Genomic DNA, 15,115 nt, shown 5'->3' with positions numbered 1-15,115 from the left:
GATAAGCGCCCAGCGCCTTTCTGTATTACTACAGTAGGTTTCCAAACGCTCTCCTCCGAACCGTACGTACACCTCTCAATGTATACGGCTCTCCACTCATCAATCTAATTTCCCACTATGTAGAGCAGAGTGACACTCTCTGCATAGTGCTATGGTTTTCCTTCTTCTTGCTATCATGAAGTATTCCCATTTCTTTTTTCCTTTTAAGTCCTTGAGCTTTTTCACATGATGCATTTCCATTTCATTTGGGCTTTTTGAACAAAACTCACATTGGGCAGCCTTAAGTCTGTCCATCAAGCTTGTTGTTCCCCCAAATTTCAGTGTATTAGGCAGTGTGTCTGCGTCATAGATATTTGTTAGTTCCTCACTCTTTTGAATCCATCTTGGTAGAAGTACATTATTTTTTGACCTTTTTTTGTTTCGTATTTAACGCCTATTTCACCATTAACTTTATATTTTGCAATCATCTTAGCTACTGACATATTGTACTTGGAGCCTAATGTCTTGGCAAAGCTGAATTTCATGAAATGGTAGAATTTATGGAGGTTAGACACGTTGTTTGCGATTTTGTAATAGTTATACAGACCTCGGATTTCAGAGTTAAATGTATTTATAATTTCAATATCGTATTTGTAACAAGTGTTTTCTCCTGTGACAAAGAAGCTCAGTCGCAAAACGACAGCTCACCTTGACGTCTTCGATCCAAAAGTTCGTCCCCAATCCGTCCCCAAAAGCGAAAAAGGCGCTCGTCCCCTGTGATATGGGTGTCATGATTTCAATCCCTAAAAAATAAAAAAATCCCTTGATTATCAAGGGATTCAAGAGATAAACTATAGTGCCGAGGACCGGGATCGAACCGGTACAGTAGTCACCTACCGCAGGATTTTAAGTCCTGTGCGTCTGCCAATTCCGCCACCCCGGCATAAATTTAGGAACGCTATTTTCATACTTACTTATCTTACAAGTAACAGAGAAACATCCAGCTTATGTACAAAATGGTTCTCGTTATGTAAATACCGTTTTAATGGGCACCAACATATAATACAACAATTTCATCAAGTTGTAAAGTATTTTATTCTAAAATAATAAAATTTCTTTTCTGCATAACTTGGGCGTATTTGAATTACACTAATAAACGTCTTTCCAAACTACCAGAAGGGGTGTTACGAATGCGTGAAGGTATGATTCCAACTGTTCTTGGAACGGTAGTATCGGCTTCAGGCGCTGTGTTGCTGAGCAGTAAGTACAAGCTTGCGGCTACAGGCATTCTCGGTTTCGGACTGGCTCATGTTGTTCTGGGAGCGATTGATCTGATTGAGCATCGCTAGTCGTTTGGGAAGTGCCGGGTGGGAGCTATTTCCTCCCCGGCTTTATTATTATAGCCGCTTTAGCCGCCTTGAGCGTAACGTTTATATAAAATGCTTCCACTCATAAAGGAGCGTGTGATGTATTATGAAAGAACATATTAGGGAAGACAAGGATGGTACTATCGATCAGGTCGAACATGAACAGTCGTTAGATCAGCGCGAGCCAGGTTTTAATCGTATCCCTGACCTCGATGCCGATACTCCTGCTGCTACAGATATAATTGAAGAAGCTGTGGGCCGTGGCCTGAACAAGTTGCGTAACGATTTTACAGATTAAAGCATGGGTCATAAGGCATGGGTTACTAAAACAACAACATTGAACCAAGCAACGTTATAAACAGTGATTTCTAGTGATCACTTGAAAATAAGCATAAACCAGCCAATAATCGAAACCCAAAGCACAATACTAATCAGGATTCCCCACACGATGCCCATTGAGAAATTCCCTTCACTTTTCGGTACAGCATGGCCAAATTTCAATCTAAGCTTCATTTGATTCCAGTTCATAGAACCCCCTCCTTAAGTTCTATTTCGGAATATGAAGCTCATTTATGTAGATCAATAGTCATGTTTTCCAAAAAAATAAAAAAGGGCTTTTTGTCCTATCATCCAGTCCGGGGAAAAAGTATTACTGCTATTCCGACCAAACAAATCAATCCACCCACGATATCGTACAAATCAGGTGTCTTTTTATCAATCCACCATCCCCATGCAATGGAAAGGACAATAAAGACACCTCCGTATGCTGCATACACACGCCCAAAAGACGAGAAAACCTGAAAAGTTGCAATGACTCCGTAGACAGCCAAAATCACCCCGCCGCAAAGTCCGATATACCATGTCTTCCCTTCACGCAGCCACTGCCAGATCAGATATCCTCCCCCAATTTCAGCTATGCCAGCCAAAATAAAAAGTAACGCTGCCTTTAACACCATCTCACATCCCTATTCTGATAATCTTATCGGCTTTATTTCTTAGGTGCCCATCCTTAGAGCACTCGACCTAAAATAATAATCAACGCAATCACGCCAACCAGAATAAGCAGATTGCTGACCTGACGCCATAAACCAAAGGCTCCCTCAGAGTGAAGCTTCCGCTGGTTCACATCAAAATTCGCTTTGGCTCCTTCAGCATCTACAGGGCTAGAAAACGGTCGATTATCTTCATTCATGTAAATGACCTCCTTATCAATACCTCCTTAATGATACCAAACTTTTCCGCTGATTTCGCGTTGATTTTATACTCATGCTTACTGTATATTTCCTACTACACCTGCATATTTATGAAGTGTACAACTATGTGTCAATATTTCACTGAATATAGCGTATGATGGTGAATCAAGACAGAGTAGGTATTTTGACACCTTTTATTGCAGGACGGTAGTTATGGTATAATTTAGTCAACTTAATCACGATCGTATCGAGAGTACAACTACTTGTCCATCTGTATTGAATTCACATCCATGAATCCGCATCCCGGTTACAACCTGCATAATCTGATTGTAATTTAGGAGGAGGATAGCGATGTCCCCAATCTTTCTAGCTACTTTAATGTTAATGAGCATGTTTTTACTTCAGGCAGCCATTGTTCTGGGCATCATACACTGGATTTCCAAACGTAGCCGCCGTCCAGCGCAAACCAAAATGGTTCTTATCATGGGTTTACTTGCGTTGATTTCCGGCTTCCTTCTGGCAAAAGACTGGATATATTCACAGGAACCGAACTGGTTGGTCTACTTCTGTTTGCTAATAATCCTCATTAGCGCATGTATCCAACTGAGAAAACGCAAAGAAAAAATGTAATTTCATCATGTTGTCATCAAAGGAGGAGCGCCATGAAATCTCACTCAATACGCTTTTGGTTGCAAAGGGTGCTACTGCTACTACTTGTTTTACTATTCAGTGTCTCTCAGCAATCGTTCATTATAGCTGATGCCGCTCCGCCTGTTAATCCCCAGGCCTCTGCCAAAGCCAGGCAACTACTCACCTACCTTTCCAATGTGCCGGAGGGTACGCTAATTTCCGGGCAGCATGATTATTTGGAAGCACCGGATGAACAAAACAACAAGTTACAACAAATCAGCGGACAATATGCAGGACTCCATGGCTATGAGTTTGGAGGATTAGCCAATCAGTCCCACGCAGCCTTACAAGAGCAACGTCAGCGTGTTGTGGACAGTGCTATTCAGTGGAGCCAGTCCGGCGGAATTGTAGCTATTACCTTTCATCAAGCGTTACCAGGTAAACCCAAAACGTGGAAAAACGTGCAAACCAAGCTTAGTCAGGCTGAATTTAATCACTACATCACGCCGAGTACCCCGCAATATCGACAGCTGATTGCAGATATTGATGAGGTCGCACTTTCCCTCAAAACGTTGCGGGACGCAGATGTGCCTGTTCTGTGGAGACCCTATCATGAAATGAACGGCAACTGGTTCTGGTGGGGAAACAAACAAAATTACGCCCAGCTCTGGAATGTGATGTATGACCGATTCGTTAATGTCCACCATCTGAATAATCTGTTATATGTATGGAGTCCGAATGCACCGAACGCATACAGCACATCGTACAGTCGAACTTTTCCGGGTATAAACAGAGTGGATATTCTCGCAGCTGATATTTACAACAATGATTACAAAGCCTCATATTACACCGGACTGCTTAAGCTTGCACAAGGCAAGCCAATCGGAATTGGGGAAAGTAATATTTTTCCGAGCGCCAATGTGCTAAAAAATCAACCCGCCTGGGCTTATGCCATGACATGGGGAAAGGAACTATCCACAACCAATTCGCAATCAACGATCAGAACATTTATGAATCAAAATAATATTATCACACGGGACCTTCTCAACAAGGCCCTGCGCTGAAATAACAAAAAAAGCTTCAACTTCGCTCTATGAGTGAAATTGAAGCTTTTTTTGAGTCTAACCAAGCCAAGCGCTTTAACTATTTCTAATCACTTCTTCCAGATCAATATCGGCATACGCCTCTTCACCGAGATGCACAGATACAATGGTATAGATCCGCTTGGTCAGTCTCGACATCAGTCGATCTCCCGGTGCTACTGAGTATTCTTCCCGATAATCACCAATTTTGTGAAAACCGCTGGACATATGGATGTACAAGCTGCCTCTTCGTGTTTTACCATGTACCAACATCAAATCTCCTCCTGCTGTGACCATTCCTAATTACATCTGTTACATGTATATCGGTCAGAATAAGATATGATATAAGTCCGCGCTGAAACCAAACGGGCCTGCCCGTAATAGGACAGACCCGTTTGGTAAAAGATATTTTCGTTCTTAAGAGAAAAAAACTATCCCTGATAGGATTCTGCAATCGCATTCGCCGCAATGATGGCGTTGTACACGTCAGCAGGACTGACCGGAAACGGCATATTGACCATCGTATCATTCGATGCACAGGCAGCTTCCGCCACTTGACGCCATTCAGCCTCGACAAATTCCTCAACACCCAGATCACGAAGCGTCAAAGGAAGACCTACGTCCTTAACCAGTTTGATGACAGTATCCAGTTCTTCTTTCGGCGCATTTTCCAGTACAAGCTGAGTTAGCAAGCCGAATGTGACCTTCTCGCCATGCTGTGCTTTATGCAGTGAAGGTACAGCCGTCATGCCATTATGAATCGCATGCGCTGCTGCCAACCCACCTGATTCAGCACCAACACCACTCAGATAAATTGTCGCTTCAATGGTATCCTCCACCGCGCGAGTATATACTTTACAATCCACCGCAAGCTTGGCCTTCACGGCATTTTCCAGCAACGTATCATAACAGAGACGGGCCAGTCCCAGCCCTGTGGTGGAAGGCTTGTTCAGTACCAGGTTGTCCCCGTTGGACTGATAACAAGCCCGCGCTTCAAAATAAGTAGCCAGCGCATCGCCGATCCCGGCTGCAAAGAAACGTGCAGGCGCCGCTGCCAAAATGCCCGTATCCGCCAGTACAACGTCGGGATTGGTTGGTAGGAACAAATATTCATCAAAGGAGCCGTCTTTCTTGTAGATAACCGCAAGGGCAGTACAAGGGGCATCCGTAGAAGCAATCGTCGGGAAAATAACGACAGGCAGCTTTTCATAATAAGCCGTTGCCTTAGCGGTATCCAGCGTTTTACCGCCGCCGATCCCTATAATGATGTTAGCGCCATGCTTGCGCACCAATTCCCGGTTACGCTCAATTTCTTCTTTAGTACATTCATATTGGAATTTCTCGAAAATGGCCTGATTGCCAGCCGCTTCAATAGAAGCGCCAGCCTCCTTTTGCGCCTTTTCGAGTATAAACTCATCACAAATAATAAAGGCTTTATCGCCATAATCCTTAATGTAGTCATTTAACGACGAGAGCAGATTCTGGCCAGAAATAAATTTCTTGGGTGAAGTAACGGACCTTACAACGTTTGTCATGTAAATTCCTCCTCAGCTTTGACTCATACCGAAAACACGATGTATTTCAGTACGTGACAATTTAACTATAAACCTCTTTTGAATCTGTTAAAAGACTGTTTATGGAATATTTTATGAACAAATTGTGTATCCATCAAGCTTTAACGCTTTCATTCCATTCGGAATATAATATCCCCATCATAATACGGTCGTAGCTGTTACCATCACGAAGAACAGCGGAACGAACCCTGCCCTCATGCTGGAAACCCGCCTTTTCATAGGTTCGAATGGCCTGTTTATTATACTCAATGACATCCAGACCTACCCGATTCAAATTTAATTCGTAAAAGGCATAACGAAGAATGAGGCGCACCGCTTCGGACCCGTAGCCCTTCCCACGATAGTCCGTATTGCCTATGCCAACCGCCAACTGACCGATCCGATTATTCCACTCAATCCCGTGAATGGCAACAAATCCAATCAGGACATCATCTGCCAACGTTCTCAACCGGAAATAGACCTCGTGCGAACTAGGCGAGCCTTCCGATTCCATTTGCTTCAGCGTATAAGGGAGTGCCAAATCCGTATCCACATTTCGCAGATACTCCGCATCCTCTCCCCATTTGAACATCGTTTCCGCATCTTCTTCCCTGACAGCGGCCAGTTTAATCCGATCCCCGTAAAATAAATTTTCGATTTTCATGACCCTTCATCTCCTGTTTTGTGTTGTCCCATTTTGTACTCCAGCGATCATGCTATTAAACGTCCGCAATACAAGCCCTCCTCAGGATTTCAATGTATAAACTTTACAAAACAATTGGACAAAACACAAACAAATAACCTTAAACTCTCTCTTCGAAAAATAATCTTTCATTACATTTGACTTGGCATCATGCGCAAAAAGACCCTGCGGCCGCAAGGTTTTTTTCATATTCCTTAATATTTAAACAGCATAGCAACCAGCTGATACCCAGCTCCAATCGTCCAGAACAGCACATAATCACCGCGCCGAATGCGGCTGGATTCAATACCTTCATACAAGGCAATGAACGGGCTACTGGTGCCCGTATAACCGTAACGATCACCCACATAGATCATTTGGACGTCCTCCAGCTCCAAATGATCCTGTATTTTCAGCACATTCGCCAGTGAAAACTGCGACAGGCAATAAGCCCGTACATCCTGAGGTGCCAGTCCGTTCTTCTTCAAAATTCGCTCAAGCAGATCAAATGTGGGGAGCAAGGCCATGTTGGCGTCGAACGGAAGCCATTGAATATATTTTCCGGGGGCATCTGCTCTGAGTGTTGTCGCTAATCCCTGAGCCGGGTACAAAATTTTATCTATATTGACCGGGTCCGTAAAATACATAGAATCAATAAAGCCAGTATCCTCTTCCGTACGCTCCAAAATAACTGCACAAGCGGCATCCCCATAGTTCGCATAAGTAATTTCATCCTCGGGACCAGAAACAAGTGAATTATAGTCTGAACCGATGATAAGTGCTGTGCGCACATCAGGATTAGACAGCATAGAGCGGCTGGCTTGATCGACTGCCACCGTCATGCCTGCACAGTTCGCGTTAGAATCCATGACAACCACGTCATGCCTGGCCTCGATGGCTTGATGAACAAACAGGGCATTCATAGGGAACAACGACTCCGGAACTTGGGTGGAAAACACGATCATGTCCACATCACGGCCTGTCATTTGGGCTTGATCCAGCGCTTTCTTCGCAGCCGCGATCCCCATCGTCAAACCGTTCTCGTCCGGGCTATCAATAATGTAACGCTTTTTCCTGCCCATATGCTCCATGAATCTCCGAATATCTTTGCCCTGTTCGTCAAAATGACGGATATAATATTCGTTATCTACCGAACGGGGCGGATGATATACACCCAATGCTTTAATTTTAATATGGCTCATCAGCAGGTTCCCCCTTACACATCCATCTCGCTGTTTGTCACCGCATCAGAACGTTAGTGTACGACGATATCTACGTTGTTTAATCCCGCTTCACGTGCTACACGACCGAGTTGCATTTTAATAATCGTTTGTTGCAAGCTGATAACAAAAATCACTTTGGCAAACCCGGTTTCTTTATACCGTACAAAAGAACCTTTCATTTTTTCTACTTCTCCCGGACCCAGCAGTGCCATTTGGGTGCAGTCTACTTTGAGCGTAAAGCTGGATGCCTGAATGGAGGATGTCTTGGATACATATTCCTTGACAAAGCTATCATATTCAGCCTGGCTGAACACACCATTCACCGCCATATGTACTGTTTTAATGGTTTGATCCACTTCGATGCTGTAAGGATTTTGACTCATTTCAGTAAGACTCCTTTGATTTCATATTTTTGTCTATTAAGATTATCGGAAAAATATGTAGAAATCTTAATATACAATCAATAAATCGGCCCTAATATATTACAAATTTGTGTATATGCAAAAAAGGCCGCCACTCCTCCTGACTACAGGAAGCAACTGGCGGCTGACAAGTTACGTGTTCTTATGCCGATTAATTTGTAAACGTGTGGCGGCCAAGAGAAATGACAGCCGGGCGACTCTTGCTCCACTTGGCTGTGGCAATGGCCGGATTGTAATAAAACAGGGACCCGTTCGTCGGATCAACACCATTAAGAGCCTGTCTTGCCGCACGATACGCGGTCTTGTTCGGTTTCAGGCGGTATTGACCATCCTGTACAGCGGTGAACTGGCCTGGCTGTAAAATAACGTCTGGAATTGAGCTCGGAAATTCATTGGACTGCACACGGTTTAATACGACCGCGCCCACGGCTACCTGCCCTTGAAAAGATTCCCCGCGTGCCTCGGCATAAATAATCCGGGCTAATTGCTCCAAAGCTGTTAAACGCACCTTCCCGAAGGAATCCAGCTTGGCTTGCGTTGCTGCTCCGGCTACACCGTCGGGTGTAAGGCCATAGTCCCGTTGGAAACGGGCAACCGCTTTACTGGTCAGAGAGCCGTAATATCCGGTAAAACCGGCTTTGAAATAGCCGAGCGAATGAAGCTGCTGTTGAAGCTTCAGCACCTGCTCACTCTGAGCCCCTTTTGTCAACGCTGACGATTGCGCTTGTACTTGTCCTGGCGTAACCGACAACACAGCGCCCAGCATACATGCGCAGGACAGTACCAACATAGATAATTTTTTCATATTCCAGACAACCTCCTCTTTCTTGTTTTGTCCGGTACAACCATTCCGGCCTGTACAACTCAGGGGCGTTTATCCGATGATGTTTCTTCTGCTATAGCTTATGCCTAGCTGCGGAAATGACGCGTTGCTACTGCGGAATCGGACAAAGATGCTCTCACACGTCCGTTGCAGTATACCACAAGCCGCATTTACGTATCATCCGGCTCTGGTCCTATGACTGCGCATACAAATAACACTAGCCTTAGTGGACTGACGAGTGCCCCTATCCTTGCACACAACATTGGGCGGATGCATAGGGTAGCTGTACGATCATCAAATTTTTGAATAGCAGAAAGGCAGGAACGACGCGTGGATTCATATATGGATTACACCTCTCCCTCCGCTCAATTTACTTATGATTTAAAAGACAATGTTTTGTTTCAAAAGGATGCTCAAAACTCCATCAATGAGCTTTCGGTCCAGCAATTGAATACATTAGTAAATACATCGCTACTGGATATTCGCCTGAGCACCGCCAACGTCATAGAGCCTCACTACCACCAAAATGCCACAGAGCTGGTATACTGCATCTCTGGGGCGGTGACCGTGTCATTAATTAACCCGTTCACACGCGAGTTACGGCATTTTCCGATCACGCCTGGTCAAGTGGTTAATGTTCCCCAGGGATGGTGGCACTACGAGGTCGCCACAATGGATGATACTCATTTGTTAGCGATTTTTAATGCCCCCGTCCCCGAATTCATTCTCGGCTCCGATATTTTGCGGTTAACGCCAGGCAACATTCTGGCTCATACCTACTGCCTGAATGAGAATAAGATTCAGGAAGCACTCGCTCCTATCAAAAAGCCTGTGATGATCGGTCCGCCCAATGACTGCAAGCACCAGCAGGCCAAAAAACCGGGGATACATGTGAGACTCGCCGATACTCCCCAGTACCAGCAGGCCGCCTCGAAAAGAACCTATGCCCACACAGACGGATATCCCGGCTTCGCCTTTAACCCTTATCACGAATGGGCCTAACCCGATAAGATCATAATTCGGTGGGAATGCCTTCTCCCTGTATATTAGCCGTTACCGTTACATCATTCCTCTCATAAAATGCGAATGTACAAGAGGGGGTGATTGAATGGACGCTTATTACAACTGCTTGGGCTGTATGAACAGAAGGGTACGTGTTTTGACAAGGGACGGGCAACAGCACGAAGGCACCATCGTTAAGGTGGATCGCAATAACGTGTACTTAAAAACAGAATCAAACGGGCGTGTTCAAACATCTGCTTTCTATCCTGGTTATGGATATGGATATGGTAATCAACTCTTAACCTTGAGCCTGTTCACCCTGTTGGCAATTGCTTTAATTTAAGTCCACTGCACCGTCAATCCCTGTCTACCAAACTAGGACACCTTTTATGACAGCTGCAACCCCTGACACTCATTCGTCAGGAGTTGGCAGCTGCTATTTGAGGTGTTTTACTATACAAGCAAGTCACATGAATCCCTTAAAACGCTAAATCCCCCACCAGTTATGCACCGGTGAGGGATTTAATACACTCATTTTAATTTAGATCCATAACGACTTGGTGATGATGACCAGCAGAATGAACAGTACCAGGATAGCCCCTGTCGATGTCCAACCTCCGTAGCCTCCAACTTGACCGCCACAACCTCTTTCGCATTCACCCATGGATAAGTTCCTCCTTCATTTCAAGGTACATCATAGCTTATGTATAGAGGTTTCCTATGGACCGGGCTTATCGGCAATGAAATGATTCTCTCCGTCGACTGGGCATCCGCCTACACCCTTTCTGGGCAGGAGCATAAGATATCACAATTAACCCTGAAGGAGTGAAGCAATTGAATCCGAATCAAGCGCTCAATTACAGTACGAATCAACCTTTTCCCCATCACCACCATACCCCGCATCATATCATGGTAAGCCCTGTAGACCCGTATGTGGTAGAAACATTAAAATCGGTCATTGGCAAATATGTTGTACTGGAGACCACACGCGGCAGAATTGACGGATGTGTAGTGGACTGTAAACCTGATCATGTCATTTTGGATGTATACGGAAAGAAATTCTTTGTCCGGATCTGCGAAATCGTATGGATTATGCCCAGCTAGACGATTAGACGCCAAAAATCCTCGCCGATCCTATACCGGATTCGCGAGGATTTACGATCGTCACAAGCTTCTGCTATTCAATATCTCCTGCCAGCGAAGAACGAAGTTCATCTATCGTTCCATTGAATTCATTCAAATCCACATTACCACGGATACCCGGAACACTGCCTGTGCTACTGTACTGCCAGGCCCACCAGTTGTTCCAGGCTGGAACTGCAGTCGGCTTTTGAGTCGTGCTGTATCTGGCTACCCACAGTTTATACATAGAAAATGTAGGATCAAACTTGGAAGCAAAAACATTTCCCGTATACACGATCGGCAGACGTCCGGTAAGCTTCTCCGTTTCATCCAAAAACGCATGAGCCACTTCACTAATTTGCGCAGGAGTAAGACCTTTGGGATTATTTTCATAATCCAACACTGGCGGCAGATCCAACCTGCCTCCTGCTGATTCTAAAGCCCTGGCAAAATTAGCTGCTTCCTGACGAGCACCATCCGTAGTTGTCGCGTTCAAAAAGTGATAAGCGCCGACCAGTATGCTGGCATCCCTCGCTCCCTGAACATTGGCTAAAAATTGATTGTCTTGATATGTTGTCCCCTCTGTAGCCTTGATGAAAGCAAATGTCTTGCCTGCGGCCGCAACCTGTTGCCAATCTATAGTTCCATTATAGTGGGAGACATCGATTCCTTGAGCATGTCCGTCGGAAGAGATGACAGGCTCAGGTACGATCGTATCGGGGGCTATAGTAGATGTAACAGGCGCAGTAGAAGTTAGTCCCGCTGTTTCATCTGATTTCCGATCCAGCGCTATGACAATCTTGCCGTCACCCGCGTTTAGCACATGGAAAGGTTGATTACTATTCAGATCAACCACAATACGTACCGCAGCGGGACTTGTGCTAAATAAAGAGTATCTTACTTGTGAAACATCCGGATCATCTGTTACAGGGAAAGCCCCTTGTGTCGTATTGTCCAAAGGTAGAGAGGCTTGGAACTCATCGGAGAACCTAGAACTAGGTATGTCTACAACGATGCGGTCTGCATGGGTCAACGTAGTGACTTTAGGACTTACTTTTCCATTCACCGTAATTGCCAATTGATGATTCATGAAGCTGATTTGGTCTATCGTGGCACGTGTACTCTCTTCTGCATCAGTTACAGTATTAGTTATAGCCTGAGTACCAGAATCGGAGCTTCCATGGGAAGACTCGCTACTTCCGCTTGAGTCAGGCGGGGAAGTCAGAAACACCGTTTTTAGCTTGCTGTTCCATGTCACATTAAGCCCAGTCTGTTCAGATACAAAACGAAGCGGAACATAAGTTGTTCCGTCTGTAAGTAGTGGAGCTACCGTCAACCCCATTTGATGACCATCGACAGAGGCTATAGTTTTATTTACCTGAAGACTGAGGTGATGATCTCGATCCTGTATAGTTACGGTGCCCGTCTTGGCCTTCCAATCCACACTATAACCTAATTCCTCCACAATGAGACGAAGAGGAACTAATATGTTTCCTTTGACTTCCTGGGTCTGAATTCCCTTCCCAGCACTTAAATCTTTACCATTCAGCTCAATATGTGAACTTGAAGACGTAGCGTGAGTTTCCCCTGGAAATCCCCATAAAAACAGAAATAAAAAAGCCAAAAAACAAATTTTCTTCATTATGTACCCTACCATTCTATAAATTTTCACTTATGAAAATCTTGCAGCCTAGTATCTCAGAACCCGCCATTTTGATAGACGCAAATTATATGTAAAAGTTACGGATAAGTCATCACATATCTTAATCTTATCATTAGCAGCACTAAAAAGTCTCTGCCGACTACATAGCGAGCAGAGACTTCTTTTGTATCTTCATTCACACTGTTAAAAATGTTAAACCAGCAAGAATGACCGAGGTGATGGACAGCACCAGTAAAGGAAGCACCGCTTTTTCCCGCAAGGCCTTAAAGCTCACATTCAGCCCCATGCCTACCATTGCCATCGTTAGCATAAATGTGGTGATATGAGAAAGTCCATTCATCAGGCCCACTGGAACTACGATATATTTTCCAAAAATATAGCTGCCAATCAAACTTGTGATGACAAATCCAATGAGAAACCAGGGGAACTCCATTTTCGCATCCGAGTGGATCTTCCCGGTTCGCTTCATCCAGTACATGATCGTAAAGCTAAGCGGTATTAGCAAAAAGACACGGCCCAATTTGGCTAGCAATCCAATCGCGAGGGCATCCTGTCCGGCAGGCTCGGCAGCTAAAGCCACATGTGCAATTTCATGCAAACTGATGCCTGACCATATTCCATATTGCATATCCGTCAAAGGAAGCCAAGGCCGAAACACAGTAAACAAAATGGCAAATACGGTTCCGACCAAAGCAATGAGCCCTACTCCAATAGCCGTATCCTCATCCTTGGATTTTAACAGGGGAGAAACTGCCGCAATTGCTGCCGCACCGCAGACACCTGTTCCGATACCGAGAAGAAGCGAGAGCGAAGCATCTGCTTTAAAGCGCTTGGCCAGCCACATCGTAAACAGGATGGAAAATACCACGGTGCCCACATCACGCAGGAGCAAGCCCATACCATGATGAATGACAACATCCATATTGAGCTTTAGCCCGTACAATACGATAGCCCCTCGCAGCAATTTTTTAGCCGAAAACTCAACCCCTGAGCGTAAAGCTTCGGGATATCCCCACAACTGTCGGTATAAGATAGCGAGAAACATGGCGCAAGCCAAAGGACCTACATAATGAAAGCCAGGTATTTCGTTCAGACCATACCCTATGAATGCAAATATCATGGTCAGTCCAATGCCTAAGATACGCTGGATAAAGCGATTTCGGTTAGAGTGTGGGGAATGCTTTTGTGGTAAACCGGAACCTAATGATAATTTCAAGTGCTTTATGTGACTGCTCATGGTGAATACCTCCAATTCTATCTTCATAAAGCTTAATATGTATTTTGTCATAAGGAAAATAAATCATTATAATGGTATCTATAAGTAGATAGGTATGATAAAAATGGAGGAGTTGGCTTTGGATCAGTCTTTAATCGTATTTGTTATGGTCGCGGAGAAACAAAACTTCACACGATCTGCCGAAGAGTTACACATGACCCAGCCTGCCGTAAGTCAATACATTCAAACGCTGGAGCGTACGATGGGAGCCCGGCTTTTGGAGCGAAGTAATAAATATGTGCGTTTAACCAAAGCCGGTGAAATTGTATATCACCATGCCCAGGAAATCATCCGTCTTCAAACTCGAATGCAGTATTTGGTGGACGAGCTGATGAATACGGCAAAAGGCAATCTATCCATTGGCGCAAGCTACACATACGGAGAGTATGTACTACCGCATGTGATTGCGCAAATGAGAAGTCAATATCCGCTCATTCAGCCCTCCATTAGCATCGGCAACACTCAGGAAATTGAAAGATTGGTGATCCACAATCAACTGGATGTCGGGATTATTGAAGGAGAATTTCAGCATGACCATTTGTATATTGAACCGTTTGCAGAAGATGAAATGTATATCGTCGTTCCACATCATCACCGTCTGGCTGGTAAATCTCAAGTGAGTTTAACTGAGCTGCAAGAGGATATATGGATTCTGCGCGAAGAAGGCTCTGGAACCCGGGAAGCGGCGGAAAAGATGTTTGCACGATTTCAGTTTGTCCCTGCTCATATTATGAATTTTGGCAGCACCCAGATTATTAAAGAGTCTGTAGAAGCAGGCTTAGGCATTTCTTTGCTGTCACAGTGGACGATTCAAAAGGAACTCACCTTGGACACTTTAAAAGTGTTGGATATAAGCGGCTTCCCGATCGTTCGGAAGTTCTCTTTTCTGACTCCTTCTGAGGTATTCGAAACGAAAGCGGCCTCTGTTTTTTTAGAGGTTTTGCGAGGTTATAACGTGAACAGATGAAGCTCAAAAGCCATGAAAAAAAGCACCCTGAAGGCGCTTGAACTTACTCGAATAAATCGGTGACGGCTCCTTCGGGCTCTTTTAATAAAGATTGTCTGGCTGCTAATAACCAGGGATGCACAACCTTTATC

General features: G+C 44.7%; 22 protein-coding genes and 1 tRNA gene. 8 read left to right on the top strand and 15 right to left on the bottom strand.

Going from position 1 to position 15,115, the window contains the following annotated elements; genetic code table 11:
* Positions 1-99: 99 nt before the first annotated feature.
* The 3 genes from ACQ4MX_RS25125 to ACQ4MX_RS25115 all read right to left on the bottom strand — a co-directional run bounded on the left by ACQ4MX_RS25125 (position 100) and on the right by ACQ4MX_RS25115 (position 922).
* Positions 100-234: a hypothetical protein gene (locus tag ACQ4MX_RS25125; RefSeq protein WP_431091408.1), complete on the bottom strand. Its 135-nt coding sequence runs from the start codon at positions 232-234 to the stop codon at positions 100-102.
* Between the two features lie 122 nt (positions 235-356).
* On the bottom strand, positions 357-674 hold the full coding sequence (locus ACQ4MX_RS25120; RefSeq protein WP_431087892.1) for a group II intron reverse transcriptase/maturase: 318 nt from the start codon (positions 672-674) through the stop codon (positions 357-359).
* Positions 675-836: 162 nt separating this feature from the next.
* Positions 837-922: transfer RNA gene (locus ACQ4MX_RS25115), tRNA-Leu, on the bottom strand.
* Positions 923-1,169: 247 nt separating this feature from the next.
* On the opposite strand from ACQ4MX_RS25115, the gene ACQ4MX_RS25110 reads away from it, so the two are divergent.
* Positions 1,170-1,328, top strand: coding sequence for a hypothetical protein (locus tag ACQ4MX_RS25110; protein WP_013371953.1), 159 nt, complete (start codon positions 1,170-1,172; stop codon positions 1,326-1,328).
* A 124-nt stretch (positions 1,329-1,452) separates the two neighbouring features.
* Positions 1,453-1,644, top strand: coding sequence for a hypothetical protein (locus ACQ4MX_RS25105; protein ID WP_134913529.1), 192 nt, complete (start codon positions 1,453-1,455; stop codon positions 1,642-1,644).
* Positions 1,645-1,721: 77 nt separating this feature from the next.
* On the opposite strand, the gene ACQ4MX_RS25100 is transcribed toward ACQ4MX_RS25105, so the two are convergent.
* The 3 genes from ACQ4MX_RS25100 to ACQ4MX_RS25090 all read right to left on the bottom strand — a co-directional run bounded on the left by ACQ4MX_RS25100 (position 1,722) and on the right by ACQ4MX_RS25090 (position 2,538).
* Positions 1,722-1,874, bottom strand: a complete 153-nt coding sequence (locus tag ACQ4MX_RS25100) for a hypothetical protein (protein ID WP_431087889.1) — start codon at positions 1,872-1,874, stop codon at positions 1,722-1,724.
* 98 nt (positions 1,875-1,972) lie between these two features.
* Positions 1,973-2,299: a YnfA family protein gene (locus tag ACQ4MX_RS25095; protein WP_431091407.1), complete on the bottom strand. Its 327-nt coding sequence runs from the start codon at positions 2,297-2,299 to the stop codon at positions 1,973-1,975.
* Between the two features lie 56 nt (positions 2,300-2,355).
* Positions 2,356-2,538, bottom strand: coding sequence for a hypothetical protein (locus ACQ4MX_RS25090; RefSeq protein ID WP_431087888.1), 183 nt, complete (start codon positions 2,536-2,538; stop codon positions 2,356-2,358).
* Between the two features lie 352 nt (positions 2,539-2,890).
* On the opposite strand from ACQ4MX_RS25090, the gene ACQ4MX_RS25085 reads away from it, so the two are divergent.
* Positions 2,891-3,169: a hypothetical protein gene (locus ACQ4MX_RS25085; protein WP_431087887.1), complete on the top strand. Its 279-nt coding sequence runs from the start codon at positions 2,891-2,893 to the stop codon at positions 3,167-3,169.
* A gap of 32 nt (positions 3,170-3,201) precedes the next feature.
* Positions 3,202-4,233: a glycosyl hydrolase gene (locus ACQ4MX_RS25080; protein WP_431087886.1), complete on the top strand. Its 1,032-nt coding sequence runs from the start codon at positions 3,202-3,204 to the stop codon at positions 4,231-4,233.
* A 75-nt stretch (positions 4,234-4,308) separates the two neighbouring features.
* Here the strand turns inward: ACQ4MX_RS25080 and ACQ4MX_RS25075 are convergent, their stop codons facing one another.
* The 6 genes from ACQ4MX_RS25075 to ACQ4MX_RS25050 all read right to left on the bottom strand — a co-directional run bounded on the left by ACQ4MX_RS25075 (position 4,309) and on the right by ACQ4MX_RS25050 (position 8,936).
* A complete protein-coding gene (locus tag ACQ4MX_RS25075) occupies positions 4,309-4,524 on the bottom strand; it encodes a hypothetical protein (RefSeq protein WP_025685324.1) in 216 nt (71 codons plus the stop codon).
* 158 nt (positions 4,525-4,682) lie between these two features.
* Entirely contained in the window at positions 4,683-5,786 is a 1,104-nt protein-coding gene (locus tag ACQ4MX_RS25070; protein ID WP_431087885.1) for a glycerol dehydrogenase, read from the bottom strand.
* Between the two features lie 133 nt (positions 5,787-5,919).
* Positions 5,920-6,468, bottom strand: coding sequence for a GNAT family N-acetyltransferase (locus ACQ4MX_RS25065; protein WP_431087884.1), 549 nt, complete (start codon positions 6,466-6,468; stop codon positions 5,920-5,922).
* A gap of 233 nt (positions 6,469-6,701) precedes the next feature.
* Entirely contained in the window at positions 6,702-7,688 is a 987-nt protein-coding gene (locus tag ACQ4MX_RS25060; protein WP_431087882.1) for a ketoacyl-ACP synthase III, read from the bottom strand.
* Between the two features lie 53 nt (positions 7,689-7,741).
* Entirely contained in the window at positions 7,742-8,092 is a 351-nt protein-coding gene (locus tag ACQ4MX_RS25055; RefSeq protein ID WP_134913523.1) for a hypothetical protein, read from the bottom strand.
* 190 nt (positions 8,093-8,282) lie between these two features.
* On the bottom strand, positions 8,283-8,936 hold the full coding sequence (locus ACQ4MX_RS25050) for a cell wall hydrolase (protein WP_025685330.1): 654 nt from the start codon (positions 8,934-8,936) through the stop codon (positions 8,283-8,285).
* 348 nt (positions 8,937-9,284) lie between these two features.
* On the opposite strand from ACQ4MX_RS25050, the gene ACQ4MX_RS25045 reads away from it, so the two are divergent.
* Both ACQ4MX_RS25045 and ACQ4MX_RS25040 read left to right on the top strand, forming a co-directional pair.
* The gene (locus ACQ4MX_RS25045) at positions 9,285-9,956 is read left to right on the top strand and encodes a cupin domain-containing protein (RefSeq protein WP_431087881.1); all 672 of its coding nucleotides are present in this window, start codon (positions 9,285-9,287) and stop codon (positions 9,954-9,956) included.
* A gap of 106 nt (positions 9,957-10,062) precedes the next feature.
* Positions 10,063-10,299: a hypothetical protein gene (locus ACQ4MX_RS25040; protein WP_431087880.1), complete on the top strand. Its 237-nt coding sequence runs from the start codon at positions 10,063-10,065 to the stop codon at positions 10,297-10,299.
* Between the two features lie 198 nt (positions 10,300-10,497).
* Here ACQ4MX_RS25040 and ACQ4MX_RS25035 read toward each other — a convergent pair whose 3' ends face one another.
* Entirely contained in the window at positions 10,498-10,620 is a 123-nt protein-coding gene (locus ACQ4MX_RS25035; protein ID WP_014282395.1) for a hypothetical protein, read from the bottom strand.
* Between the two features lie 170 nt (positions 10,621-10,790).
* Here ACQ4MX_RS25035 and ACQ4MX_RS25030 point away from each other — a divergent pair, with 170 nt between their 5' ends.
* Positions 10,791-11,060, top strand: coding sequence for a YuzF family protein (locus tag ACQ4MX_RS25030; protein WP_014282396.1), 270 nt, complete (start codon positions 10,791-10,793; stop codon positions 11,058-11,060).
* A 73-nt stretch (positions 11,061-11,133) separates the two neighbouring features.
* Here the strand turns inward: ACQ4MX_RS25030 and ACQ4MX_RS25025 are convergent, their stop codons facing one another.
* Positions 11,134-12,720 carry a GH25 family lysozyme gene (locus ACQ4MX_RS25025; RefSeq protein WP_431087879.1) on the bottom strand — a complete coding sequence of 529 codons (1,587 nt, stop codon included), beginning with the start codon at positions 12,718-12,720 and terminating at the stop codon, positions 11,134-11,136.
* A gap of 196 nt (positions 12,721-12,916) precedes the next feature.
* A complete protein-coding gene (locus tag ACQ4MX_RS25020; RefSeq protein ID WP_431087877.1) occupies positions 12,917-13,978 on the bottom strand; it encodes a YeiH family protein in 1,062 nt (353 codons plus the stop codon).
* A 118-nt stretch (positions 13,979-14,096) separates the two neighbouring features.
* Between ACQ4MX_RS25020 and ACQ4MX_RS25015 the strand changes: the two genes are divergently transcribed.
* Positions 14,097-14,984, top strand: coding sequence for a LysR family transcriptional regulator (locus tag ACQ4MX_RS25015; RefSeq protein ID WP_431087876.1), 888 nt, complete (start codon positions 14,097-14,099; stop codon positions 14,982-14,984).
* The last annotated feature ends 131 nt before the right edge of the window (positions 14,985-15,115 follow it).

This window comes from Paenibacillus sp. 8b26, from assembly GCF_050626875.1.
Taxonomy (GTDB): Bacteria; Bacillota; Bacilli; order Paenibacillales; family Paenibacillaceae; genus Paenibacillus.
The sequence above is the reverse complement of the archived record's forward strand: the minus strand, read 5'-3'. Positions and strand labels throughout refer to the sequence as shown.

Coding starts and splice junctions, on each gene's coding strand:
- ACQ4MX_RS25125 (WP_431091408.1), bottom strand. CDS start 234: ATGCATCATGTGAAAAAGCTCAAGGACTTAAAAGGAAAAAAGAAATGG.
- ACQ4MX_RS25110 (WP_013371953.1), top strand. CDS start 1,170: ATGCGTGAAGGTATGATTCCAACTGTTCTTGGAACGGTAGTATCGGCT.
- ACQ4MX_RS25105 (WP_134913529.1), top strand. CDS start 1,453: ATGAAAGAACATATTAGGGAAGACAAGGATGGTACTATCGATCAGGTC.
- ACQ4MX_RS25100 (WP_431087889.1), bottom strand. CDS start 1,874: ATGAACTGGAATCAAATGAAGCTTAGATTGAAATTTGGCCATGCTGTA.
- ACQ4MX_RS25090 (WP_431087888.1), bottom strand. CDS start 2,538: ATGAATGAAGATAATCGACCGTTTTCTAGCCCTGTAGATGCTGAAGGA.
- ACQ4MX_RS25085 (WP_431087887.1), top strand. CDS start 2,891: ATGTCCCCAATCTTTCTAGCTACTTTAATGTTAATGAGCATGTTTTTA.
- ACQ4MX_RS25080 (WP_431087886.1), top strand. CDS start 3,202: ATGAAATCTCACTCAATACGCTTTTGGTTGCAAAGGGTGCTACTGCTA.
- ACQ4MX_RS25075 (WP_025685324.1), bottom strand. CDS start 4,524: ATGTTGGTACATGGTAAAACACGAAGAGGCAGCTTGTACATCCATATG.
- ACQ4MX_RS25070 (WP_431087885.1), bottom strand. CDS start 5,786: ATGACAAACGTTGTAAGGTCCGTTACTTCACCCAAGAAATTTATTTCT.
- ACQ4MX_RS25065 (WP_431087884.1), bottom strand. CDS start 6,468: ATGAAAATCGAAAATTTATTTTACGGGGATCGGATTAAACTGGCCGCT.
- ACQ4MX_RS25060 (WP_431087882.1), bottom strand. CDS start 7,688: ATGAGCCATATTAAAATTAAAGCATTGGGTGTATATCATCCGCCCCGT.
- ACQ4MX_RS25055 (WP_134913523.1), bottom strand. CDS start 8,092: ATGAGTCAAAATCCTTACAGCATCGAAGTGGATCAAACCATTAAAACA.
- ACQ4MX_RS25050 (WP_025685330.1), bottom strand. CDS start 8,936: ATGAAAAAATTATCTATGTTGGTACTGTCCTGCGCATGTATGCTGGGC.
- ACQ4MX_RS25040 (WP_431087880.1), top strand. CDS start 10,063: ATGGACGCTTATTACAACTGCTTGGGCTGTATGAACAGAAGGGTACGT.
- ACQ4MX_RS25035 (WP_014282395.1), bottom strand. CDS start 10,620: ATGGGTGAATGCGAAAGAGGTTGTGGCGGTCAAGTTGGAGGCTACGGA.
- ACQ4MX_RS25025 (WP_431087879.1), bottom strand. CDS start 12,720: ATGAAGAAAATTTGTTTTTTGGCTTTTTTATTTCTGTTTTTATGGGGA.
- ACQ4MX_RS25020 (WP_431087877.1), bottom strand. CDS start 13,978: ATGAGCAGTCACATAAAGCACTTGAAATTATCATTAGGTTCCGGTTTA.